Consider the following 23,554-nt stretch of genomic DNA (forward strand, 5'->3'; position numbering starts at 1 on the left):
ACCGCACGCGGAAGATCCACATGGTGGAGCCCAGGGGACTCGAACCCCTAACCCCTGCCTTGCAAAGGCAGTGCTCTGCCAGTTGAGCTAGGGCCCCGCAGGCGGACGACGCCGCCAGGTGCCGACCTGCTCAGCGCAGATCGGGCGCGGTGGTCGCCTCGTGCCAGAGGGCGCGCTCGTCGTTGGAGGCCTTGACCTTCCTGGCCACCACTGCAGCGACGCCGACGATCCCGACGAGGAACAGAAGCTTCTTGAACATGGGGCGACCCCTCGCGCTCGACTCGACTGCTCGTCGGAACGGTGTTGCGGTGGGGCTAGCTGGAATCGAACCAGCGACCTCAGAGTTATCAGCTCTGCGCTCTAACCGACTGAGCTATAGCCCCGCGTGGCGACGAGCAAGGTTAACCCATCGCGTCGTCCGCTCCCAAATCGGGGTACCGGGTGACAGAGCACGACGCCGGGGCGACCGCTGTCGCGGTGCCCCGGCGTCGTGGCCGGTCGGTCGCGCCCATCGGGCGCGGGTGGATCAGTCGCGCTCGGCGAGCGTCAGCTCGATCCCGCCGACCAGGTCGGCGCAGACGTTGTAGACGAACGCGCCGAGCGTGGCCAGCGCGGTGAACAGCACCACGTTGACCAGCCCGATCAGGGCGGACGTCAGGATGACGCCCTTGGCGGTGATCTGGAAGCCACCGCTGGTGCCCTGCCCGCCGCTGGCGCTGACCAGGTCGGTCAGGCTGTCGTTGACGCTCTGGAAGACCCCCATCGCGTCCAGCGCGAGGTAGAGCACCGAGGTCGCCACGACCACCACGATGAACAGGACCACGGAGACGGCGAAGGCGAACTTCATCACGGACCACGGGTCGATCCGCTTGAGGTTCAGCCGGGCCCGGCGCGGACCCCGGGAGGCCGCCGAGCTGACCGAGGTACGCGCGGCGCGTACCGCGTCACCCACCCGGGCCGCACCGACGGCAGCCTGGCCGCCGATGCCGGGCGGCAGGCCACCGCCGTTGGCCGGTCGGGTGCCGCCCGCGCCCCCGGTGGGACGCGCGCCCTCGGGGGACGGCCGCGACCCGCCGCCGACCTTCGGCTGGGTGCCGGTCGTGGACGGAGAGGTGGCGACCCCGAGTGAGATCGGCTGTGTCGTGTTGCTCGACCTGGCCGCGGCAGCCACCGGCTGGGTGGCGGAGGAGGGCGCGTCGGTGCCCGTTGTCGGGGGCTTCTCGGTCGTCCCCGAATCCTCACCGGGCTTGTCCGGCGGCGGTGCCATGCCGGGTGCCCGGGTGAACTTCGGGGCAGGCGCGTCGGCGGGGACGGTCGCCCGGCCCACGGCGGCGCGGCCGGCGGGGGTGGTACCGCCCTTGGCGGCCTCCTCGTCGACCGGTTTGGCCGAGGTCCCCTTGTTCCCCGACTTCGCCTGTGTCTCCGTCATTCAACTAGTCCTGTTCGTCAGGCTCGTCGGCATTGCGAGCAATCGCCACGATAGTCACGCCGTCCGGGAGGTCCATCAGCTTGACCCCCATTGTGTTCCGGTCACGCGTACGGCGTACAGGCTTCACCGGAGTCCGGATGACGCCGCCGTTGCTGGTGATCGCGAACAGCTCGTCGTCCGGGTCGATCACGACCGCGCCGACCAGACCACCGCGGCGCTCGGTGATCTTCGCAGTCAACACGCCCTTACCTCCCCGGCCCTGCACCGGGTATTCCTCGATGGGGGTGCGTTTCGCGTACCCCCCGTTGGTGGCCACCAGGACGTCCAGGCCCTCCCGGACGACCTCCATGGCCAGCAGGACGTCGTCGTCGGTGAAGCGCATGCCGATCACGCCCGAGGTGGCCCGGCCCATCGGGCGCAGCGCCTCGTCGGAGGCGTTGAACCGGATCGCCTGCGCCTTCTTCGAGACGAGCAGCAGATCCTGCTCCGGTGCCGCGAGGACGGCACCGACCAGCTCGTCCTCATCGCGCAGGTTGATCGCGATGACGCCGCCGGACCGGTTGGAGTCGAACTCCTCGAGTCGGGTCTTCTTCACCAGGCCGTTTCTCGTGGCCAGTACCAGGTAGGGGGCCACCTGGTAGTTCGGGATTTCGATGATCTGCGCGATCTGCTCGTCCGGCTGGAAGGCGAGCAGGTTGGCCACGTGCTGGCCCTTGGCCACCCTACTGGCCTCCGGCAACTCGTACGCCTTGGCCCGGTACACGCGGCCCTTGTTGGTGAAGAACAGAATCCAGTCGTGGGTGGAGCATACGAAGAAGTGGCTGACGATGTCGTCCTGCCGCAGCGTCGCGCCGCTCACGCCCTTGCCGCCGCGCCGCTGGGAGCGGTAGAGGTCGACCTTGGTGCGCTTGGCGTACCCGGTGCGGGTGATGGTCACCACCACGTCCTCCCGGGCGATCAGGTCCTCCATCGAGACCTCGCCGTCGAACGGGATGATCTTCGTGCGCCGTTCGTCGCCCCACTTCGCGACGATCTCGCTCAGCTCCTCGGAGACGATCTTCCGCTGCCGCTCCGGCTTGGCGAGGATGTCCTTGAGGTCGGCGATCTCGATCTCGAGCTTGGCCAGGTCGTCCAGGATCCGCTGCCGCTCCAGGGCGGCCAGCCGGCGCAGCTGCATGTCCAGGATCGCGGTCGCCTGGATCTCGTCGATCTCCAGCAGCCGGATCAGGCCCTGCCGGGCGTCGTCGACGGTGGGCGACCGCCGGATCAGGGCGATCACCTCGTCCAGCGCGTCCAGCGCCTTGGCCAGGCCGCGCAGGATGTGCGCCCGCTCCTCGGCCTTGCGCAGCCGGAACGCGGTCCGCCGGCGGATCACCTCGATCTGGTGCTCGACGTAGTAGCGGATGAACTGCGCCAGGTTGAGCGTGCGCGGCACCCCGTCGACCAGGGCCAGCATGTTGGCGCCGAAGGTCTCCTGGAGCTGGGTGTGCTTGTAGAGGTTGTTCAGCACCACCTTGGCGACCGCGTCGCGCTTGAGGACCAGCACGATCCGCATGCCGGTACGCCCGGAGGACTCGTCCCGGATGTCGGCGATGCCGCCGAGCTTGCCCTCCTTGATCAGCTCGGCGATCCGCTCGGCGAGGTTGTCCGGGTTGACCTGGTAGGGCAGCTCGCTGACGACCAGTGCCGGCCGGCCCCGCTTGTCCTCCTCGACCTCCACCACGGCGCGCATCCGGATCGACCCGCGACCGGTCCGGTACGCGTCCTGGATGGCGGACTGACCGACGATCAGCCCGTGGGTGGGGAAGTCCGGACCCTTGACGATCTCCAGCAGCGCTTCGAGGGTGGTCGCCTCGTCGGCCTCCGGGTTCTCCAGGCACCACTGCACCGCCGCGCCGATCTCGCGCAGGTTGTGCGGCGGGATCTTGGTGGCCATCCCGACCGCGATGCCCTCTGAGCCGTTGACCAGCAGGTTGGGAATGCGCGACGGCAGGATGGTGGGCTCCTTGGCCCGGCCGTCGTAGTTGTCCTGGAGGTCGACGGTGTCCTCGTCGATGTCCCGCAGCATCTCCATCGCCAGCGGGTCCAGCTTGCATTCGGTGTTGTGGCTGACGAAGCCGTCGGAGACGAAGGAGTGGTCCTCGGTGTCCACCCGGACGCTGTAGACCGGCTGCACGCCCGCATCGGCGACCTCAGCGACCTCGGCGTAGTAGAACCGCCCGTCAACCAGCGGCTCGACCACGTCGAGCACCTCGGCCTCGGTGATCCGGGCGGCGATCTCGTCGCGGTCCCGCTCCCACCGCTCGATCCGGTCGACGTTGTGCCGGCGCAGCCAGTCGCGCTCGGTCCACCGGGTCGCGCCGTGCGCCCGGATGAAGTCACCTACCAGCGGCACGTGGTCGCTGGACAGCGCCGTGCTGCTCGCCGGCACCTGAGCCAGCTCGGATTCCAGCTTGGCCTGCTTGCGGCCGAGGAAGCCGACATGGGCGGCGAACATCCGGGCGTCGCGGCGGTTGGTCACCACGACCTTGATCTCGCCGTCGTCGTACCGGCACTGGCGACTGACGACGCCGAACTCCAGCAGGAGCTGCTGCACCTCGCGGGCGAGCCGCTCGCTGCGGGTCGAGTACGAGACCTGGATGGTGTTGCGGGGCAGCAGCGATGACGACCCGTCGCCCTCGAAGAGCGCCTGGAGGAACGCCCGCTTGATCGCAGCCGGCCCCTGCCAGACGAACTCGGGCACGAACTTCGCGGCGCTACGCGCACCGGTCAGCTCGCCGAGGACGCTGGCGCGCAGCGCCGACAGGTCCTGCACGTCCACCTCGTGCAGGGTGCTGCCCGAGGCGATCACCCGCTCGCTGACGTACCGGGGGCCACCGACGGCCAGGTCGTAGGCGGCGACGACGCGCAGGAAGTAGTCCCGGTCCACGTTGTTGAAGCCCGCGCGGCCCGCCGAGACCCAGCCCTCCGACACGAACGCGCCGGCCAGCACGGCCGCCTCGACGTGCTCCAGCATCGGGTAGCCGATCTCGTCCGGCACCGTCCGCTGGAGCACCACCCGGTCGCCAGGGGAGATCTCGGCGAGCAGCTTCCAGAGCAGGGTCGGCACGCCGGCCACGTCCACCAGGCAGAGCACCGGGTGGTTGTGGGTGCCGGTCAGCTCGTACCCCTCGCGGGTGCGCAGCCGCAGCGTCGGGTGCTCACCGGAGTGGAAGAACTTCGACGCACGGACCAGGTCGCCGTTGCGGTCGCGGACCTTGAGGTCGACATCGGTCTCGCTGCTCGGCGTGGCGCCCGGCACCACATCGCCGATCCGGACGCTGCCGCCGGCAGTACGAATACGGACATCTGCGGTCAGACAATATCTCATGGCCGCAGCCGGATCGTTACCTGGCGAGCCGAAGTTGCCGTTGCCGTCGACCAGGGGGTAGCGCAGTGCCCAGGGCTGGGCCATCCGGACCAGCGCGTCGTAGATGGCCGAGTCGCCGTGCGGGTGGAACTGCCCCATCACGTCCCCGACGACCCGGGAGCACTTCACGTAGCCCCGGTCCGGCCGGTAACCCGAGTCGTACATGGCGTAGAGGATCTTGCGGTGGACCGGCTTGAGCCCGTCCCGGACGTCCGGCAGGGCCCGCCCGACGATCACGCTCATCGCGTAGTCGAGGTACGAGCGCTGCATCTCGACCTCGAGCCCGACCGGCTCGATCCGGTCGTGCTGGACGACCGCCGCGAGTGGTGTCTCGGTGGTCTCCGGCTCGTTCGGGGTGGACTCGGGAGTATCGGTCACTGTTAACCCTTATCAGACTCAGAGTCGTTTTCGTGCTGTGGATAACGCTGTGGAAACCGGCCAGGCTGTGGATAACCCGGTGGACGGCGGTCGGCCGGTGGGTCACCGGCCGACCGGTCGGTCAGATGTCGAGGAACCGCACGTCCTTGGCGTTGCGCTGGATGAACGAGCGGCGGGCCTCGACGTCCTCGCCCATCAGCACACTGAACAGTTCGTCGGCGGTGGCGGCGTCGTCGAGGGTGACCTGACGCAGCGTCCGGGTGGCCGGGTTCATCGTGGTCTCCCACAGCTCGGGATAGTTCATCTCGCCGAGACCCTTGAACCGCTGGATGTCGTCCGGCTTGGCATTGGGCTTCTTCTGCTGGCGCAGCGCGATCAGCCCGTCGCGTTCCCGGTCGGAGTACGCGTACTGGGCGTCGTCGCCCTTCTTGTTCCACTTGATCTTGTAGAGCGGCGGGGCGGCCAGGTAGACGTGGCCCAGCTCGACCAGCGGACGCATGAAGCGGAACAGCAGGGTGAGCAGGAGGGTCTGGATGTGCTGGCCGTCGACGTCGGCGTCGGCCATCAGCACCACCTTGTGGTACCGCAGCTTCTCCATGTCGAAGTCGTCGTGGATGCCGGTGCCCAGCGCGGTGATCAGCGCCTGGACCTCGTTGTTCTTGAGCACCCGGTCGATCCGGGCCTTCTCCACGTTGAGGATCTTGCCGCGGATCGGCAGGATCGCCTGGGTACGCGGGTCGCGCCCCTGCTTGGCCGAGCCGCCGGCCGAGTCGCCCTCGACGATGAAGACCTCGGACTCGCGCGGGTCGGTGGACTGGCAGTCGGCCAGCTTGCCGGGCATCGAGCCGGACTCCAGCAGCGACTTGCGTCTGGCCAGCTTGCGCGCCTGCTGGGCGGCGATCCGGGCGCGGGCCGCCTGGGACGCCTTCTGGATGATCGTCTTGGCCTCGGCGGGGTTGCGGTCGAACCAGTCCACCAGCCGGTCGTTGCAGACCCGCTGCACGAAGCTCTTGACCGGGGTGTTGCCCAGCTTGGTCTTGGTCTGGCCCTCGAACTGCGGGTTGGCCAGCTTGACCGAGATGATCGCGGCCAGGCCCTCACGGATGTCCTCGCCGGAGAGCTTCTCGTCGCCCTTGAGCAGCTTCTTGTCCGAGCCGTAGCGGTTGACCACGCTGGTCAGAGCGGCCCGGAAGCCCTCCTCGTGGGTGCCGCCCTCGTGCGTGTTGATCGTGTTGGCGAAGGTGTAGACCGACTCGCCGTACGACTCGTTCCACTGCATGGCGATCTCGACCGACATGCCCTCTTCCTCGGCGGCGAACTCGACCACCGTCTTGTGCATCGGGTTCTTGGAGGCGTTGAGGTGCCGGACGAAGTCGGCGATGCCGCCCTCGTAGTAGAAGGTGACCTCGCGGGGCTTGCCCTCCTCGCCCTCGGCGACCCGCTCGTCGAGCAGGTGGATGGAGAGCGCCCGGTTGAGGAAGGCCATCTCCTGGAGGCGGCGGTAGATGGTCTGGAAGTCGAAGTCGACGGTCTCGAAGACGTCCGGGTCCGGCCAGAAGGAGACCGCCGAGCCGGTGCGGTCGGTGGTCTCGCCCTTGTCCAGCGGGTCGGGCTTGGAGTTGTGGTACTTCTGCCGCCAGACGAAGCCGGACTTGTGGATCTCGACGGCCATCCGGGTGGAGAGGGCGTTGACCACGGAGACGCCGACGCCGTGCAGACCACCGGAGACCGCGTACGCCTTGCCGTCGAACTTGCCGCCCGCGTGCAGCACGGTCAGCGCGACCTCGACGCCCGGCTTCTTGAGCTTCGGGTGCAGGTCGACCGGGAAGCCACGGCCGTTGTCGGTGACCCGGACCCCACCGTCGGCGAGCAGCACCACGTCGATGGTGTCGCAGTGGCCGGCGAGCGCCTCGTCGACCGCGTTGTCCACGACCTCCCACACCAGGTGGTGCAGGCCACGCTCGCCGGTGGACCCGATGTACATGCCGGGCCGCTTGCGGACCGCCTCCAGCCCTTCGAGGACGGTGATCGACTCTGCGCCGTATTCCTGCTTGTCCTGCGCTGCCACCCTCGGCCACTTTCTCGCACCATCCGCGCCGGGGCACGGGAGCGCGGGTTCGGCGGACAGGACGCGACGTCGGCGCGCACGGACGGCGCCCGGAGGGCGGTCGCGGATCGTGCGTGCCGGTCGCCGCGGTTGCCCGCGGATCGCGATCGGCCAGACCCGACCCGGGACGTTGATCAAGGGCCGGTGAAGGCCCCTGTCCGGTGCACCGTGTCAGGTCGTCGTCTCGCCCTCAATCTTACTGTGCGCACACGACATAACCGCCACTCGGCACCCCTTGAAGGCGGCTGAGACCCCCGTAGCGGGCCGAATCTCGCTGTCCGCTACTCCCCCTACACGCCCGGGTCCGCCTTCCGTGCCCGCCGCCCCCGGATCGGCCGGTCCACCGGGCCACCCCGGGGGTCGCGCCCGGGGGTGGCCGTACCGTAGCTTTGCGGCGCGCGGCAAAGCTGCCCGTCTTGATCTTTTCCACCCGTAACCGGGACGATGGACCCGATCGATCCGACACGTGCTCTCGAGAGGTGACACCAGATGGGGCTGGACAATGTCGCGGTGCACTGGCCGCGGACCGGCCGCTTCTACGACCCGGTCGCGCCGGCCGAGTTCGTCGACTTCGGCGAGATCGTGGACATCCCCCGGATCTCCGCGCCGACCGCCGCGCTCGCCGAGCACATCGCCAAGACCGGCACGGTCCGGGCCACGGCGTACACCGAACTGGTCGACCTGATCCTCGGGCTGGAGAACGTGCTCTACGCCACCGACGCCGCCGCCGAGGACGAGGACCCGGTCATCGACCCGGACGGCTGCGCCTGGATCGCCGGCGGGGTGGAGAAGTTCGTCGTCCAGCACCGGCCGCACGGTGAGACGGTGACCTTCGAGTCGGTCAGCGACGTGCTCCGCGCGCTGCTCGGCGACGGCCGGCTCGCCGAGCAGCAGCTGCGCTGGCTGGGCAGCCGGCTCGACCGGCTGCGCGACGAGCGCGGCGACCCGCCGCAGTGGGACTTCACCTGTGCCGAGCTGGGCGTGCTGGCCGCCTTCTACCGGCGCTGTGCCGACCGGGGCTTCGCCGTCTACGCCGACGCCGAGCCCGGCCGGCGACCGGGCGTGCAGCCCTGACCGCACCTCGCTGACGCTCCTGGTCGCGCGGTGCGCGAGGGCTAGCTGCCCGGCGTCGCCGGCCCGGCGGGTGGGGGCCCGACCGGCGCCGCGCCGTTGGCCGCGGCGATCACCCGGGTCAGCGCCCGGTGCAGGTCGCGCAGCTCGGTCAGCGGCAGCCCGAGCCGCGCGACGACCGCCGGCGGGATCCGTTCGGCCTGTTCCCGCAGCGCCCGCCCGCTGACGGTGAGCGAGACGGCGAGGCTGCGTTCGTCGGCCGGATCCCGCTCGCGGCGCAGGTAGCCGGCCGCCTCCAGGCGTTTGAGCAGTGGTGACAGGGTGCCGGGGTCGAGCTGGAGCAGCCGGCTCAGCTCGCGGACCGACAGCGGCGCGTACTGCCAGAGCGCCAGCATGACCAGGTACTGCGGATGGGTCAGGCCCATCGGCTCCAGCAGCGGCCGGTAGACCGCGACGACGCCGCGCGCGGCCACCGAGAGCGCGAAGCAGACCTGTTCCTCCAACGCCAGCGGATCCCCGCCGGGTTCGCCGTCCACCCCTGTGCACCTCCTCGTCGCCGTTGCGAGCGTACCAATGCTTGGTGTACCAATGATTTGTACACCAAATGCTTGACGAGAGGTCGGTGCCGATGAGCGAGGACAAACCGGCGGCGAAGGCCCCCGGCGAGGGCGGTCGGCTCCTGGCCTGGGCCTTCAAGAACCTGGCCGGTCCTCCGGAGGTGGCCGGCGCGGTGCAGGGCGGCTCCCGGCAGGCCCGGGACGCCTGGAAGGCGGACCTGGAACGACGCAAGCAGTGGAGCCGCGAGCAGCGGGAGCGCAAACGTGCCGAGCGGGAGGCCCGCCGCGCCGAGCGGTGAGGCTCAGCCGTAGGTGTCGCGCGGCCCCCGGCCACGGACCCGGCGCGGCCCGCGCGACCAGGACGGTGCCGCCGGACCGTGGATGTGCAGCTTGCGGACCACGTTGTGGCCCACCTCGCCGGCGATCCGCTTCAGCAACGAAGCGGCGAGCAGCCGCAGCTGGGTGGCCCACGCGGTCGACCGGGCCTCCACGGTCAGCTCGCCGTCCTCCAGCTTGACCGGGCGGCTGTGCTGGGCGATCTCCGGCCCGACCACCCGCTCCCAGGCCCCGAAGACGGTCGCCTCGGCCGCCGGCTGCTGCCAGCCGCGGGCCTTCATCAGCCGCTCCAGCACCGCCCCCAGCGGCTGCGGGTCACGCGGGTCCGGCCCCGGGCCGGAGTAGCCCCGCAGCCGCCGTCCGCCCCCGTCGGCCGCGCCGGTCACCCCCGGGCGACGGTTACGGGCCGCCGACTCCCGGCGGGCCCGCGCCGCGTCCAGGACCGCCCGCGCCAGCTCCGGCCCGCTCGCCGCCGGACCGTCGCCCGAGCCGGCCGTACCTCCGCCGGGCAGCACCGCAGGACCGGGCGCGGCGTCCGCGCCGCCGCCGGTCGGAGCGCCCCGCGCGGCGTCCGCGCCCCCCGCGGCTCCCCCCGGGGTACGCGCACCGCGCGCCCCGCGGGCGGGGCGACCCGGGCCGCCCGCCCGTCCCGGTGTCCCGCCCGGCTGCTCCGGCTCAGTCGACACGACGCACCGTCCCGCCGCCCACCGCGTACCGGGCGCCCCGCAGGGCCACCGGGACGTCGTCGTCCACCGCACAGGTCACCAGCAGCTGACCGGCCCCGCCGACCAGCTCGGCCAGCCGTTCCCGGCGGCCCGCGTCCAACTCGGCGAAGACGTCGTCGAGCACCAGCACCGGCTCGATCCCGTCGGCACGCAGCAGGTCGTACCCGGCCAACCGCAGGGCCAGCGCGTACGACCAGGACTCGCCGTGACTGGCGTACCCCTTGGCGGGCAGCGGGCCGAGGGTGAGCACGAGGTCGTCGCGGTGCGGCCCGACCAGCGTGGTGCCCCGCTCGATCTCGGCCGAACGGGACTCGGCCAGCGCGGTCGTCAACGCCTCGGCCAGCACCGCCCGGTCGACGGTCGCCCCGGTCAGCTCCACCGACGGCCGGTACGCGATCCCCGCCGTCCCCGCGCCGGCCGCCACCGCGTCGTACGCCTTCGCCACGTGCGGGGTGAGCGCGGCGACCAGCTCCAGCCGGCCGGCGAGCAGCTCGGCCCCGTGCTGCGCCAGGTGGGCGTCCCAGACCGCCAGGGTGGACAGGTCCCCGCCCCGCGACCCGCCCGTCTTGCGGGCCAGGTACGCCGTCCGCAGCAGGGCGTTGCGCTGCTTGACCACCCGTTCGTAGTCGGCACGCACCCCGGCGTACCGGGGCTGCCGGAGCACCAGCAGATCGTCGAGGTAGCGGCGGCGTTCGGCCGGGTCGCCCCGGACGAGCTCGAGGTCCTCCGGGGCGAAGAGCACCAGCCGCAGCGCGCCGATCACGTCCCGGGCGCGTCGGGCCGGGGACCGCCCCAGCCGCGCCCGGTTGGCCCTACCGGGGACGATCTCCAGCTCGACCAGGAGTTCCCGGCCCTCGTGCACCACCGCGCAGCGGATCACCGCCGAGCTGGCGCCCAGCCGGACCAGCGGGGCGTCGGTGGCGACCCGGTGCGAGTCCAGGGTCGCCACGTAGCCCAGCGCCTCGGCGAGGTTGGTCTTGCCGACGCCGTTCGCGCCGGTCAGGACGTTCGGCCCCGGCTCCAGGTCGACGCCGACCTGCTCGTACGAGCGGAAGTCGACCAGTTCGAGCCGGCGGACGTACACAGCCTGCGGCTGCCGTTCAGCGCTTGTGCACGGCGTGCCCACCGAACTGCTGGCGCAGCGCGGCGACCGCCTTCATCGCGGGTGAGTCGTCCTGCCGGGAGGAGAACCGGGCGTACAGGGCGGCGGTGATGACGTTCAGCGGCACGGCAAGCCGGATCGCCTCGTCGACCGTCCAGCGCCCCTCACCGGTGTCGTCGGTGTACCCGGTCAGCGTGGCCAGCGTCGGGTCCTCGTCCAGTGCCCGGTCCAGCAGGTCGAGCAGCCAGGACTGGACGACGGTCCCCTCCCGCCAGGACTTGATGATGCCCGGCACGTTGGTCACCATCTCGGCGGCGGAGAGCAGCTCGAAGCCCTCGGCGTAGGCGTGCATCAGGCCGTACTCGATGCCGTTGTGCACCATCTTGGCGTAGTGGCCGGCACCGACCGGGCCGGCGTGCACGAAGCCGTGGTCCCCGGCCGGCTTCAACGCCTCGAAGATCGGCATCAGGTGGTCGACGTGCTCCTGCGCGCCGCCGACCATCAGGGCGTAGCCGTTCACGTTGCCCCACACGCCGCCGGAGACACCGACGTCGACGTAGCCGATGCCCCGGGCGGCGAGCCGTTCGGCCCGGGGGGCGTCGTCGCTGAACCGGGAGTTGCCGCCGTCGATGACGATGTCGCCCTCGCCGAGCACCTCGGCCAGCGCGTCGATGGTCGCGTCGGTGGCGGCGGCGGGCACCATCACCCAGACCGCCCGGGGTGACTCCAGCCGGTCGGCCAGCTCGGTGAGGCTCGCGACGTCGCTGCGGTCGGCGTTGCGGTCGTAGCCGACCACCTCCTGCCCGGCGGCGCGCAACCGCTCACGCATGTTGCCGCCCATCCGGCCGAGCCCTACCAGGCCGAGCTGCATCTGCCCCTACCTCCGTGCGTCTGGGTGGTGCCGGTACGCGGTCAGCGGGAGACGCGAATCGGCATGATGAGGTACCGGTACCCCGAGATGGCCTCGCCATCCTCGCCGGCCGGGGAAATCACCGCCGGCTTGAAGGCGTCCACGAAGCGCAGCAGGGCGTACTGGGCCCCCAGGTTGGCCAGGCCGTCGATCAGGTACTGCGGGTTGAAGCCGATGGTCAGCGGCTCGCCGGTGAAGGTGGCCTCCATGGCCTCGCTGGCCCGCGCCTCCTCGGTGCCGCCGGCCTCGACGACCAGGCCGTCGGAGCTGAAGCTGAGCAGCACCGGGGTGGTCCGCTCGGCGACCAGGGCGACCCGCTTGACCACCTCGATCAGGGTGCTGACCGGAACCCGTGCCTCGGCGTTGCTGGTGGCCGGGAAGAGCGAGCGGACCGGCGGGTAGTTGGCCCCGTCGAGCAGCCGGCTGGTGGTCCGCCGGGTGCCACCGGAGAAGCCGATCATCCCTTCGCCCGCGCCGCCCTGGGACAGCGCCATGGTCACCTGACCACCGAGCGGGCCGAGCGCCTTCGCGGTGTCGTTCAGCGTACGGGCGGGGACCAGGGCGTTGATGCTGATGTCCGGATCGTCCGGGGCCCAGTCCATCTCGCGCAGGGCGAGCCGGTAGCGGTCGGTGGCGAGCATCGCCAGGGTGCCGCCGGAGAGTTCCAGCCGGACACCGGTCATCATCGGCAGCGTCTCGTCCCGGCCGGCGGCGATGGCCACCTGGGCGACGGCGGCGGCGAAGGCCGCGGCCTCCACGGTCCCGGCGCTCTCCGGCATCTCCGGCAGGGCGGGGTAGTCCTCCACCGGCATGGTCGGCAGGGTGAAACGGGCACTGCCGCAGACCAGCTCCAGGTGGGCGCCGACCGCGGCGATGTCCACCGGCTTGGCCGGCAGCGCCTTGGTGATCTCGGCGAGCAGCCGGCCGGAGACCAGGGCGGCGCCGTCGGCGTCCCCCTGCACCTCGACGGTCACCTGGCTGGACACCTCGTAGTCGAAGCCGGAGACCTGGAGGTTGCCGTCGGTGACCCGGAGCATCACCCCGGCGAGCACCGGTACGGACGGCCGGCTGGGCAGGCTCTTCGCGGTCCACGCCACCGCTTCGGCGAGCGCGTCGCGCTCTACTCGGAACTTCATCAATGCCTCCGCGTCGACGTCAGCGCCAACTCTCTCATGCCGACCGCTGCCCACCGTCCCGCCCGACCGTGCGGGTACCCCTCGCACCTTAGGGCGCGGGGGCATCGGCTGTGCGCCCGACCCCGTGGCTGCGGCCGGAGCGACCGTCGACGACGGCGCAGCGGCCCTGTCCACAGGAAGTCCAACGGTGATGATTGGTTTTTGATTCTTTAGAAGAGATAACTCATCGTCTTCATCGCACCTGTGCAAACTGTGGGTAACTCGCGTCCTCGCAGCTCAGACAGGTTATCCACCGGTGGGTTCGCTGTGGAGAACCCGGGGGTAAACCCGGTCGGCGGTCCACAGGCACCCGGTGTCCCCACCGTTGTCCCCAGCCGTCCACCGGTTATCCACCGGTTATCCACCGGGTTTACCCCCAGGGTTGTGGACGGCGGCGCGGACCCGCACCGGAGTTGTCCCCAGAACCTTCAACAGGTTGCCCACAGCCCGACCGTCGGCTGTGGACGGGGCGGTGGTTGTCCCCAGCCGTCCACAGCACTGTCCCCAGGGTTTATCCACAGTCTGTGGGTAACCGGTGCCGGACGCAGCGTGGTTATCCACCGGCTGTGACACAGGGGGTGTGGACAACCGCATCGTCCTGTGGACAACGGTGGCGTGGAAATCCCACCGTTCCGCCCTGGCGACCCGCCCGACGCCGGTCGTCCACCGTCGGCGCGGCCGGTCGGCACCGTCGTGGCGGCACGGAAACGCCCGGCCGAGATGGTCGGCCGGGCGTCGGGGGCGGAGCAGAAGTGGCGTACGTCTCAGGTGTTCTGCTTGATCCGGTTGGTCAGCTCGGCGATCTGGTTGTAGAGCGAGCGGCGCTCCGCCATCTGCTGGCGGATCTTCCGGTCGGCGTGCATCACGGTGGTGTGGTCCCGACCGCCGAACGCCTGCCCGATCCGGGGCAGCGACAGGTCGGTCAGCTCCCGACACAGGTACATCGCCACCTGGCGGGCGTTGACCAGCACCCGGGACCGCGAGTGCCCCCGGAGGTCCTCCAGGCTCACCCCGAAGTACTCCGAGGTGGAAACCATGATCTGGTCGGCGGTGATCTCCGGCCCGGCGCCGTCCGGGATGAAGTCCCGCAGCACCTCCTCGGCCAGCGACAGTTCGACGTTGGACCGGGTGAGGCTGGCGAAGGCGGTCACCCGGATCAGCGCCCCCTCCAGTTCCCGGATCGAGTTCGACACCCGGGAGGCGATGAACTCCAGCACGTCCGGCGGGGCGTAGAGCCGTTCCTGGGCGGCCTTCTTCTGCAGGATCGCGATCCGGGTCTCCAGGTCGGGCGGCTGGATGTCGGCGAGCAGCCCCCACTCGAACCGGGTCCGCAGCCGGTCCTCCAGCGTCGCCAGCTGCTTCGGCGAGCGGTCGGAGGTGATCACGATCTGCTTGTTGGCGTTGTGCAGCGTGTTGAAGGTGTGGAAGAACTCCTCCTGGGTCCGTTCGCGGTTCTCCAGGAACTGGATGTCGTCGATCAGCAGGATGTCGACGTCGCGGTAGCGGCGCTGGAACGCACTGGTCTTGTCGTCCCGCAGCGAGTTGATGAAGTCGTTGGTGAACTCCTCGGTCGAGACGTACCGGACCGAGCGGGCGTTGCCGAGCGTCTGGGCGTAGTGCCCGATCGCGTGCAGCAGGTGCGTCTTGCCCAGCCCCGAGCTGCCGTAGATGAACAGCGGGTTGTACGCCTTGGCCGGCGACTCGGCCACCGCGACGCTGGCCGCGTGGGCGAACCGGTTGGACGAGCCGATGACGAACGTCTCGAACATGTACTTCGGGTTGAGCCGGTTGCCGCTGCTCTCCGTACCGCCGGGGCGTCGGTCGCCGCCACCCGGACGGTGGTCGACCGCCCGGCCGGGACCGCTGTCGGTCGCGCCGTCGCGGGGCAGCCCGCGCGGACCCTGCTGGTCACGCGGCGGTCGGCCCTGGTCCCGGTACGCGGGCTCGTAGCCGCGCAGGTCGGGGTCCGGTCCGGGGCGGCCCGACTCGGTGAAGCCGCGCTGCTCGGGGGGCCGACCGGGGTGGTTCACCCGCATCGGCTCGGCGAAGCCGGCCCCGAAGAGGGTGTCCTGGCCGCCGTCCCGACTGGCCGGCACCCGGGTCGGGCGGTGCCCGTCGTGCTCCGGTGGGTCGGCCGGGACCGGCCGCTCCCCGGACTGCTCCGACGGATCCGTCTCCCGCTGGTAGGGCGGATCCGGCTCGTCGTAGCCCGGCGGCGGCCGGAACCCCGGGTAGTCGTCCAGGGCCGGGACGACCTCCGTCGGGGCGGCCTCCGGCCCGCTGCGGTAGACGGTGCCGGCCGGTCGCCCGGAGGGGTCCTCGGCGATCCGCACGGTGACCGCGACCTGTATCGGTCGACCCAGCCGGCGGGTGAGCGCCTCGGTGATCGCCGGCCGCAGCCGCGTCTCGATCACGTCCCGGGTGAAGGCGTCCGGCACGGAGAGCAACGCGGTGTCCTCGACGATCGCCCGCAACCGGGTCAGCCGGAGGTAGGCGCGCTGCTGGGCGGAGATGATCTCGTCGGCGAGTTCGTCCGTCGCCGCGGTCCACACCGCGGCAAGGTCGATCGTTCCGGCCACCGTCGTGCCACCCCCTCGCCTCTGCTCCCGGCCGCCGCTGTGGTCCAGCGTTCGTGCCGGGCCTGCCACCGCGTTCGAGCGGGTGGTGCCCCTCACCCACCGGACGGCTGACCGACCGGCATCCACAAGTTATCCACAGCCTGTGTACCGACCGATTGTGGCCGCCCGCCGGACGCGGGTCGGACCTGACCCCCCTGCCGGAGGAGGGCGTTGAAGCGGGTTCACCGTGCCGAACGATCCACTGCCGGGTCCGGTCTTGCCTGCCGGCCACGACCCGCACCCGAAGCTGACCGCAAACGCGCACGGTAACAGCGACGGCGGGCCGCCATCAACCGCCACCACCCCGACGCACCCACCGGCACCGGGACAGAACGCCTGACCGGTGGTGCTTCGGACGGTCGCCGCGCCGGTCCCGGGCGGTTTGACGGTCATTGCCCCCCTGCGTAGCCTGGAACAGCTGCTCTGTCGCCCTCTGCTAGGGTGATGGGTGCTTGCTGTCCGTGGTCGCCGCCCCGCATCGCCGAGGTTCCGCGCCACCGGGCAGTGCCGATCGGAGGCCACCGCCGAGGTGGTCTGGTCCACCACACGACCCCGGGCGAACCCGCGCCGGGGACGTACGAAAACGGAGAGCCTGACGTGAGCAAGCGCACCTACCAGCCGAACAACCGCCGGCGCGCGAAGACCCACGGCTTCCGGCTGCGCATGCGCACCCGTGCCGGCCGCGCCATCCTGTCGACCCGCCGCGCCAAGGGCCGCACCCGCCTGTCGGCCTGAGCCGACAGGTCCGGTCCGGGGACGTGGACAGTCGTGCTGACGGCCGCACAACGCCTGCGGCGTAGCAACGACTTCGCCGCGGCGGTCCGGGGTGGTCGACGGGTCGGTCGTGGTGCCGTGGTCGTCCACCTGACGGTGCCGGAGGTCTCCACACCCCTCGTGAGCACACCCCTCGGGGCAGCCTCGTCGGAGCCGGCGCGGAGCACCGACCCGGAGTTGATCTCCGGATCGAGCCGCGCCGGCTTCGTCGTGTCCAAGGCCGTCGGCCCCGCCGTCGTCCGCAACAAGGTCCGCCGCCGGCTGCGGCACCTGGTGCGCGACCGGCTGGCCGCGCTGCCGGCCGGCAGCACCCTGGTGGTACGCGCCCTGCCCGCCTCGGCCGCGACACCGTACGCCCGGCTGGGCGGTGACCTGGACGCGGCGATCGCCGCCGCCCGGTCCCCCCGGGGACGGCGGTCGCGGTGAGCGGGGCACCCGTCACGCCGCCGCACCGGAGCATGGGTGCCCGGGTGCTCAGTGGTCCTATCATCGCGTACCGTCGTTGGATAAGCCCGGCGCTACCGGCCCGCTGTCGGTTCTACCCGTCGTGCAGTGCCTACGCCCTGGAGGCGGTGACCCGCCACGGTGCGCTCCGGGGAGCAGGCCTGACCGTCCGGCGGCTGTCGCGCTGCCACCCTTTCCACCCTGGTGGACACGACCCGGTACCGGAGCCGGGCGGCCGCCGACGCGCCGACGTGACTGGAGTCTGAGAATTGAGTCTCGACTGGATCTACTACGCGATCTCGTGGATCCTGCTGACCTGGCACTCGGCGTGGGACGCCATCGGGGTGCCGGTCGCCGCGGTCCTCGGCACGAACTGGTCGTGGATTCTCGCCATCGTCTTCCTGGTGGTCACCGTTCGGGTGATCCTGTTCCCGGTCTTCGTCAAGCAGATCAAGTCGCAGCGGGCGATGCAGGCGCTCCAGCCGAAGGTCAAGGAGCTCCAGGAGAAGCACAAGGGTGACCGGGAGACGCTCCAGAAGGAGATGATGGAGCTCTACCGGAAGGAAAAGGCCAACCCGCTGATGGGCTGCCTTCCGATGTTCCTCCAGATCCCGGTCTTCCTGGGGCTCTTCCACGTGCTGCGCCGGCTCGACCCGGCCAAGGAGGCCAAGAGCCTCTACGGCTGGACCGCCGAGCAGTTCGACAGCGCCTCCAGCGCCACCATCTTCACCGCCCCGATCGCCGGCAAGTTCGGCTCCACCGCCGACGAGCTGGCCCGGCTCGGTGCCAACGGCACCACCGTGAAGGTCATCGCCGGCATCCTGGTCCTGGTCATGATGGGCACCACCTATCTGACCAGCCGCCAGATGATCCTCAAGACCGGCTGGGCGGAGGACCCGCAGCAGCGGATGGTGCAGCGGTTGATGCTCTACGGCATCCCGCTCTCCCTGCTGATCTCCGGCTCGATCTTCCCGATCGGCGTGATCATCTACTGGGTCACCAACAACCTGTTCACCCTCGGCCAACAGCAGTGGGTGCTCCGTAAGTTCCCGCCGCTGGTGACCAACAAGGGAGTCACCGGCAACAAGCCGGCGACCACCCCCGGCCGGGGGCCGGTGCAGCCGGCCAAGACCGGCGGCTTCCTCAACCGGAACAAGCCCGCCGCGCAGGTGCCGGCCAAGCCGGCCGCGCCCAAGGTCGCCGGCCCGAAGCCGGGTGCCAAGCCGGCCAACCCGAAGAAGGGGCCGGCCAAGCGCCAGGGCTGACCCATCGGGCCGCCGTCGCAGGACCGACGGCGGCCTTCCGGTACCGCGCAGCCGCCGTAACGGCCGGCGCCGGTCCGGAACCCACCGCGCCCAGCGCGGAGACGGGCGAGCCCGCCCGTACGAGACGTGCCCGTGACCGACCGGCCCCTTTCGCCGGTCGCCCGGGAAACCAGCGGACCCGACGGTCCGGCCGAGCTAGTACGGAGATGACACCGTGACCGACACCAGCATCCCCAGCGCGGACGCCTCGCTCGACGAGGAGACCGTCCCGACCGCCGCGACCGGCGAGGGTGAGCCCGAGGGGAGCGGCAGGGAGAAGAAGGCAGCCGGCGAGGGCGAGCTGTTCGCACAGAGCGAGATCGCCGCCGACTACATCGAGGGCCTACTCGACATCCTCGACTACGACGGCGACATCGACGAGCTGGTCTCCGGTGGTCGTCCGGTGGTCGAGGTGGTCGGCGGCCGGTTGCAGAACCTGGTCGGTCAGCGGGGCGCCACCCTGGAGGCGCTGCAGGAGCTGGCCCGGCTGGCCGTGTTCCGGCAGACCGGCTCGCCGAGCCGGCTCCTGCTCGACGTGGGCGGTTACCGCGCCACCCGGCGTAAGGAACTCGCCGCCGTCGCCAAGAACGCGGTGGAGAAGGTCAAGGAGCACGGCGAACCGGTACGGCTGGAGCCGATGTCGGCCTTCGAGCGCAAGTGCGTGCACGACGTGGTCAACGCGATGAGCGGTGTGGAGAGCGAGTCCGAGGGTGTCGAGCCGACCCGGCGCATCGTCGTCCGGCCGGCGGACTGAACTGGTGACCTCCGAGGACGTCACGACCGACACCGCTCCCGGCCCGGATGGCACGCCATCCGGGCCGCCGCCCGAGCGCCCCGCCCCCACCGCGCAGGACGCGACGCTCCCGGCCGGGTTGGCCACCGCGGCGCGGGAGCTCTTCGGCGACCGGCTCGACCTGGCCGCCGGGTACGCCGAACTGCTCGTCACCGACGGGGTGGTACGCGGCCTGATCGGCCCCCGGGAAGCGCCCCGGATCTGGGAACGGCACCTGCTCAACTGCGCGGCCGTCGCCGAGCTGCTACCGCAGGACGCCAGTGTGATCGACGTCGGCTCCGGAGCCGGGCTGCCCGGCCTGGTGCTGGCGATTGCCCGCCCGGACCTGACCGTCGTCCTGGTCGAGCCGCTGGCCCGGCGTACCTCGTTCCTTGTCGAGACAGTGGAACGGCTCGGATTGGCCAGGACGGTCCGGGTGTTCCGGGGCCGGGCCGACGAGGCGGCCTCCGGAGCGAACGGCGTCGGTCCGTTCACGGCCGACGTGGTGACCGCCCGTGCGGTGGCACCGCTGGACCGGCTCGCCGCCTGGAGCCTGCCGCTGGCGTTCCGCGGTGGACGGCTGCTCGCGCTCAAGGGGGCGTCGGCCGCCGAGGAGGTGGCCGAGCACGCCGCAGCGGTGGCGAAGCTGGGCGGGAGCGAGCCGACGGTGCGACTCTGCGGGGCGGGTCTGCTCGACCCACCGACCACCGTGGTCGAGATCGTGCGGGAACGGGTGATCCGGCCTCCGTCGGTCAAGAAGTCGCCGAAACGATCGCGGGGCGGGCAGCAGCGCGCCCGCTGAGCCCTTCCCTTCCGGGACCGGTCCGTGCCTCCCACCGCTGACCGGGAGCCGGCACCCCGCGCAGTCGATGAGCCCCGGGCGATGGGCCGGCGCGGAGACGAGCCGCCGTCGGTGTCGATGACCGCGGCCCGGGGTGTGCCGGCAGCGCACCGCGAGTGCGTCACCATGGGCTGAGCGCCGGGCCGCTGCAGTCCCCGGGGCGGGCCACGCGCCGCTGCCGCCCTTGGGCGGGCGACACGCCGCTGCCGCCCTCGGGTGGGCGACACGCCGCGGGTGTGCGAACGCGCCGGATCGGGTCGCACCGGCGGCACCCGGGTTGACCAGCGCCCATCCGATCGGTCGCGATGCCGTCGAGAACCACGATGGACCCGCCGTGCCCGTCCCCCGTAGGCTGGCCGCGCGTCGATAGTGTGGGGCGGCGGACGTCGGGCGCACCGGTCCCGATCGCCCCCGCCGGGCCGTACGCTCCGCGGTGCGAGCGGGTACGGCCATCGAGACGGGGTGCTGACCGACTATCCGGAGCGGGTAGGGATGACAGGTGCATGACGACGGCAGATACGACGATCCACGGGTGAACCGCCCCGAGGGGGCTGACCCGGACCCTGTTTCACGTGAAACCGTCCATCGGATGTGGTCGACCGGCGGGCATCCGACGATCCACCCGCCGGAGCGCGCCCCCGCGGAGCGACGCGAGCCCCCGGCGGTGGGGGCGGCACGTCCGGTCCCCGAATCGTATGTGCCGCCGCCCGCCGTGCCGCCCGGCCCCGACGGTCGGCCGCCCAATGCTCCGGACGGGCGGGCGACGGCCTCGGTGCGCCGGAACGCGGGGGCACCCTCGCGGTTCGACGCACCGGTGACCGGCAACCCGCCGTCGGTGCCCACCCAGCCACACCCGGGGTCGGTGCCCGACCCAAGCCCCGTCGTGGACGCCACGGCAACCGGAGCGGGGGCCATTGCCGCCACCGCCACGGAGGCCGCGTACGTTTCACGTGAAACCCCGACGCGCGAAGAGGATGATCCACCGTTGGCTATGGAGGCGATGCGCGCCGTGCAGATCCTAAATCCGAGTGGCGAGGTGACCATGCCCCGTCCTGAGCGGACCCGGGTGATGTGCGTTGCCAATCAGAAGGGTGGCGTGGGCAAGACCACGTCCACGGTCAACCTGGCGGTGGCACTGGCCCTGCACGGCAACCGGGTGCTGGTGGTCGACCTCGACCCGCAGGGCAACGCTTCCACCGGGCTGAACGTTCCGCACCACACCGGGGTACCGGACGTCTACGACTGCCTGATCGACAGTGTGCCGCTGGCAGAGGTGGCGCAGGAGGTCGAGGGCATCCCCAACCTCTGGTGCGTGCCGGCGACCATCGACCTGGCCGGCGCCGAGATCGAACTGGTCTCCGTGGTCGCCCGGGAGTCCCGGCTGAACCGGGCCATCGAGGCGTACCCGGGTCACTTCGACTACGTCTTCATCGACTGCCCGCCGTCGCTCGGGCTGTTGACGGTGAACGCTCTGGTGGCCGCCCAGGAGGTGCTGATCCCGATCCAGTGCGAGTACTACGCGTTGGAGGGGCTGAACCAACTGATCAACAACATCAACCTGGTACGCCAGCACCTGAACCCGAAGCTGGAGGTCTCCACGATCCTGCTCACGATGTACGACCGCCGTACCCGGCTGGCCGACGCGGTGGAGCAGGACGTCCGGAACCACTTCGGCGACAAGGTGCTCCAGGCTGTCATTCCCCGCAACGTCCGCGTGTCGGAGGCCCCCAGCTATGGCCAGTCCGTGATGACCTACGATCCCGGATCGCGGGGGGCCACGAGTTACTTCGAGGCCGCCCAGGAGATCGCCGAGCGTGGTGCCAAGGAGCCGGTGAGCCGGAATGCGTAGTGCGGACGAGTCGCTGGGAGGCGTCGTATGAAGAACCGTCCCCGGGGCGGTCTGGGTAGAGGGCTCGGTGCGCTGATCCCGACCGGGCCGGTGCAGGAAAGCACGGCCACGGCGACCATGCCCGTGGAGGTCGACCCGGTGCGCCCGGTGATCGAGACGTCCGCCGAGCCGGTCGACCCGGGCATCGTGACGCCGACGCCGGTGGCTGCCGCGCCACCGCCGCCCGACGAGCCCCAACTCAGCCCGGTGCCCGGCGCGCGTTTCGCCGAGATCTCCGTCGACGCGATCGTGCCGAACCCCAAGCAGCCCCGGTACGTCTTCGACGAGGAGGCGCTGGAGGAGCTGAAGACCTCCATCCAGGAGGTCGGCTTCCTCCAGCCGATCGTCGTCCGGCAGCTCGACGGCGAGAAGTACGAACTCGTCATGGGTGAGCGGCGCTGGCGTGCCGCCCAGGCGGTCGGTCGGGAGAGCATCCCCGCGATCGTGCGGGAAACCAAGGACGACGCGATGCTCCGGGACGCCCTCCTGGAGAACATCCATCGGGCCAACCTCAACCCGCTGGAAGAGGCCGCCGCCTACCAGCAGCTGCTGGAGGAGTTCGGCGCCACCCACGAGGAGCTGGCCCGCCGGATCGGCCGGAGCCGCCCGCAGATCTCCAACACCATCCGCCTGCTGAATCTCCCCCCGCAGGTCCAGCGCCGGGTGGCGGCCGGCGTGCTGTCCGCCGGGCACGCCCGTGCGCTGCTCAGCCTCGACGAGGCGGAGGCACAGGAGCAACTGGCCCTCCGTATCATCGCCGAAGGGCTCTCGGTCCGGGCGACCGAGGAGATCGTGGCCCTGGCGCTCAACGACGGCCCGGCCAAGACGCCGGCGGCCAAGCGCCGTGCGAAGCCGCACGCGCCGGCGTTGACCGATCTGGCCGACCGGCTCTCCGACCGGTTCGACACCCGGGTGAAGGTGGACATCGGCCGGAGCAAAGGAAAGATCACCATCGAGTTCGCCACGGTCGACGACCTGGAGCGGATCGTCGGGATCATCGGGGTCGGCGAGGAGGGCCAACCGGAGTCCGGGGACTGACCCCCGAGCCGCTCGTCCTCGGCCGCGTACCCCCTCGGGTGCGCGGCCGTTTCGTCGTACCGGAGGCTGTCGGCGTGACCCCTGTCCACACCGGGACGCCCAGCAGGGGCGCTCGCCTACCGGACGTGACCGGTGGTGGCCCACGGACGCCCGCAGCCCTGCGAGGCAGACCCGGCGGCTGATCCCCTCGTCGCCCCGGCGTCAACTCAGCCACGCGGCGCAGCCGTGCTGGTGGCCGAGGCGGGGACTGGCCCATCCCGGCCTCCCGACTCCGTTGGTGGCCGGCGGGTGAGGCCGGCAACGCGGGGACCGCCGGTCGTCGCGGCTGGACCGGCCCTGACTCCGTCGGTGACCGCCCTGGACCGCTCAGATCCTCCTGGATCACTTGACTGTTCTCGCCCCGGTGGAGAGGTGGTGCGAGGCGGTAGGAGCCCGCTGCGTCAAGCTGAGGCCGCCGGAGGGCTGTCGGCAGGCCATGGGGAGGGCCGGAATCGCGACATGCCGCTGCGGGGAGCGGTCGGGGTGGGACACCGGGCACCCCCAAGCTGCTTACCCGGTCACCGCGGTCACGGGAACGGGACGGCCTGATCCGGTGCGCCCTCGGTGGACAACGGACGGCTCGGACCCGAGCCTTCCGAGAAACTCCCCCGAAACTCCTGGCGGGAGGAGGGACCGC

20 protein-coding genes and 2 tRNA genes are annotated in these 23,554 nt (G+C 71.2%); 10 read left to right on the top strand and 12 right to left on the bottom strand.

What is annotated here, in order from left to right:
* Positions 1-21: 21 nt before the first annotated feature.
* The 6 genes from GA0070623_RS18325 to gyrB form a co-directional block, all read right to left on the bottom strand.
* Positions 22-97: transfer RNA gene (locus GA0070623_RS18325), tRNA-Ala, on the bottom strand.
* A 33-nt stretch (positions 98-130) separates the two neighbouring features.
* The gene (locus GA0070623_RS31070; RefSeq protein WP_231926743.1) at positions 131-259 is read right to left on the bottom strand and encodes a DLW-39 family protein; all 129 of its coding nucleotides are present in this window, start codon (positions 257-259) and stop codon (positions 131-133) included.
* 50 nt (positions 260-309) lie between these two features.
* Positions 310-383: transfer RNA gene (locus GA0070623_RS18330), tRNA-Ile, on the bottom strand.
* Positions 384-526: 143 nt separating this feature from the next.
* Positions 527-1,429, bottom strand: a complete 903-nt coding sequence (locus GA0070623_RS18335; RefSeq protein WP_067300932.1) for a DUF3566 domain-containing protein — start codon at positions 1,427-1,429, stop codon at positions 527-529.
* 4 nt (positions 1,430-1,433) lie between these two features.
* Positions 1,434-5,216 carry an intein-containing DNA gyrase subunit A gene (gene gyrA, locus GA0070623_RS18340; RefSeq protein ID WP_089004110.1) on the bottom strand — a complete coding sequence of 1,261 codons (3,783 nt, stop codon included), beginning with the start codon at positions 5,214-5,216 and terminating at the stop codon, positions 1,434-1,436.
* Between the two features lie 121 nt (positions 5,217-5,337).
* A complete protein-coding gene (gyrB, locus tag GA0070623_RS18345; RefSeq protein ID WP_089004111.1) occupies positions 5,338-7,284 on the bottom strand; it encodes a DNA topoisomerase (ATP-hydrolyzing) subunit B in 1,947 nt (648 codons plus the stop codon).
* Positions 7,285-7,812: 528 nt separating this feature from the next.
* On the opposite strand from gyrB, the gene GA0070623_RS18350 reads away from it, so the two are divergent.
* Complete coding sequence (locus GA0070623_RS18350; RefSeq protein WP_067300937.1) at positions 7,813-8,397, top strand: hypothetical protein; 585 nt, start codon at positions 7,813-7,815, stop codon at positions 8,395-8,397.
* 41 nt (positions 8,398-8,438) lie between these two features.
* Here GA0070623_RS18350 and GA0070623_RS18355 read toward each other — a convergent pair whose 3' ends face one another.
* The gene (locus tag GA0070623_RS18355) at positions 8,439-8,930 is read right to left on the bottom strand and encodes a MarR family winged helix-turn-helix transcriptional regulator (protein WP_067300940.1); all 492 of its coding nucleotides are present in this window, start codon (positions 8,928-8,930) and stop codon (positions 8,439-8,441) included.
* A gap of 92 nt (positions 8,931-9,022) precedes the next feature.
* On the opposite strand from GA0070623_RS18355, the gene GA0070623_RS18360 reads away from it, so the two are divergent.
* Positions 9,023-9,250 (top strand): hypothetical protein, encoded by a 228-nt coding sequence (locus GA0070623_RS18360; RefSeq protein ID WP_067300943.1) that lies wholly within the window; start codon positions 9,023-9,025, stop codon positions 9,248-9,250.
* Positions 9,251-9,253: 3 nt separating this feature from the next.
* Here the strand turns inward: GA0070623_RS18360 and GA0070623_RS18365 are convergent, their stop codons facing one another.
* The 5 genes from GA0070623_RS18365 to dnaA all read right to left on the bottom strand — a co-directional run bounded on the left by GA0070623_RS18365 (position 9,254) and on the right by dnaA (position 15,904).
* Entirely contained in the window at positions 9,254-9,802 is a 549-nt protein-coding gene (locus GA0070623_RS18365) for a DUF721 domain-containing protein (protein ID WP_067300946.1), read from the bottom strand.
* 160 nt (positions 9,803-9,962) lie between these two features.
* Positions 9,963-11,096, bottom strand: coding sequence for a DNA replication/repair protein RecF (recF, locus tag GA0070623_RS18370; protein WP_067300949.1), 1,134 nt, complete (start codon positions 11,094-11,096; stop codon positions 9,963-9,965).
* 16 nt (positions 11,097-11,112) lie between these two features.
* The gene (gene gnd / locus GA0070623_RS18375) at positions 11,113-11,985 is read right to left on the bottom strand and encodes a phosphogluconate dehydrogenase (NAD(+)-dependent, decarboxylating) (RefSeq protein WP_067300952.1); all 873 of its coding nucleotides are present in this window, start codon (positions 11,983-11,985) and stop codon (positions 11,113-11,115) included.
* A 41-nt stretch (positions 11,986-12,026) separates the two neighbouring features.
* Positions 12,027-13,160 (bottom strand): DNA polymerase III subunit beta, encoded by a 1,134-nt coding sequence (dnaN, locus tag GA0070623_RS18380; RefSeq protein WP_067300955.1) that lies wholly within the window; start codon positions 13,158-13,160, stop codon positions 12,027-12,029.
* A gap of 803 nt (positions 13,161-13,963) precedes the next feature.
* Positions 13,964-15,904 carry a chromosomal replication initiator protein DnaA gene (dnaA, locus tag GA0070623_RS18385; RefSeq protein ID WP_407937943.1) on the bottom strand — a complete coding sequence of 647 codons (1,941 nt, stop codon included), beginning with the start codon at positions 15,902-15,904 and terminating at the stop codon, positions 13,964-13,966.
* A 510-nt stretch (positions 15,905-16,414) separates the two neighbouring features.
* Between dnaA and rpmH the strand changes: the two genes are divergently transcribed.
* From rpmH to GA0070623_RS18425, 8 genes are all read left to right on the top strand, one after another.
* Positions 16,415-16,552 carry a 50S ribosomal protein L34 gene (rpmH, locus tag GA0070623_RS18390; RefSeq protein WP_067300964.1) on the top strand — a complete coding sequence of 46 codons (138 nt, stop codon included), beginning with the start codon at positions 16,415-16,417 and terminating at the stop codon, positions 16,550-16,552.
* 33 nt (positions 16,553-16,585) lie between these two features.
* A complete protein-coding gene (gene rnpA, locus GA0070623_RS18395) occupies positions 16,586-17,017 on the top strand; it encodes a ribonuclease P protein component (protein WP_067300967.1) in 432 nt (143 codons plus the stop codon).
* Positions 17,018-17,049: 32 nt separating this feature from the next.
* On the top strand, positions 17,050-17,301 hold the full coding sequence (gene yidD / locus GA0070623_RS18400) for a membrane protein insertion efficiency factor YidD (protein WP_231932846.1): 252 nt from the start codon (positions 17,050-17,052) through the stop codon (positions 17,299-17,301).
* A gap of 3 nt (positions 17,302-17,304) precedes the next feature.
* Positions 17,305-18,300 (top strand): membrane protein insertase YidC, encoded by a 996-nt coding sequence (yidC, locus tag GA0070623_RS18405; RefSeq protein WP_067300969.1) that lies wholly within the window; start codon positions 17,305-17,307, stop codon positions 18,298-18,300.
* Positions 18,301-18,514: 214 nt separating this feature from the next.
* The gene (locus GA0070623_RS18410) at positions 18,515-19,093 is read left to right on the top strand and encodes a Jag family protein (RefSeq protein WP_067300972.1); all 579 of its coding nucleotides are present in this window, start codon (positions 18,515-18,517) and stop codon (positions 19,091-19,093) included.
* 118 nt (positions 19,094-19,211) lie between these two features.
* Positions 19,212-19,913, top strand: coding sequence for a 16S rRNA (guanine(527)-N(7))-methyltransferase RsmG (gene rsmG, locus GA0070623_RS18415; protein ID WP_067301020.1), 702 nt, complete (start codon positions 19,212-19,214; stop codon positions 19,911-19,913).
* 538 nt (positions 19,914-20,451) lie between these two features.
* On the top strand, positions 20,452-21,801 hold the full coding sequence (locus tag GA0070623_RS31435) for a ParA family protein (RefSeq protein ID WP_084260986.1): 1,350 nt from the start codon (positions 20,452-20,454) through the stop codon (positions 21,799-21,801).
* A gap of 27 nt (positions 21,802-21,828) precedes the next feature.
* Positions 21,829-22,878 (top strand): ParB/RepB/Spo0J family partition protein, encoded by a 1,050-nt coding sequence (locus GA0070623_RS18425; RefSeq protein ID WP_067300979.1) that lies wholly within the window; start codon positions 21,829-21,831, stop codon positions 22,876-22,878.
* Positions 22,879-23,554: the final 676 nt, after the last annotated feature.

This window comes from Micromonospora rifamycinica (assembly GCF_900090265.1).
GTDB lineage: Bacteria > Actinomycetota > Actinomycetes > Mycobacteriales > Micromonosporaceae > Micromonospora > Micromonospora rifamycinica.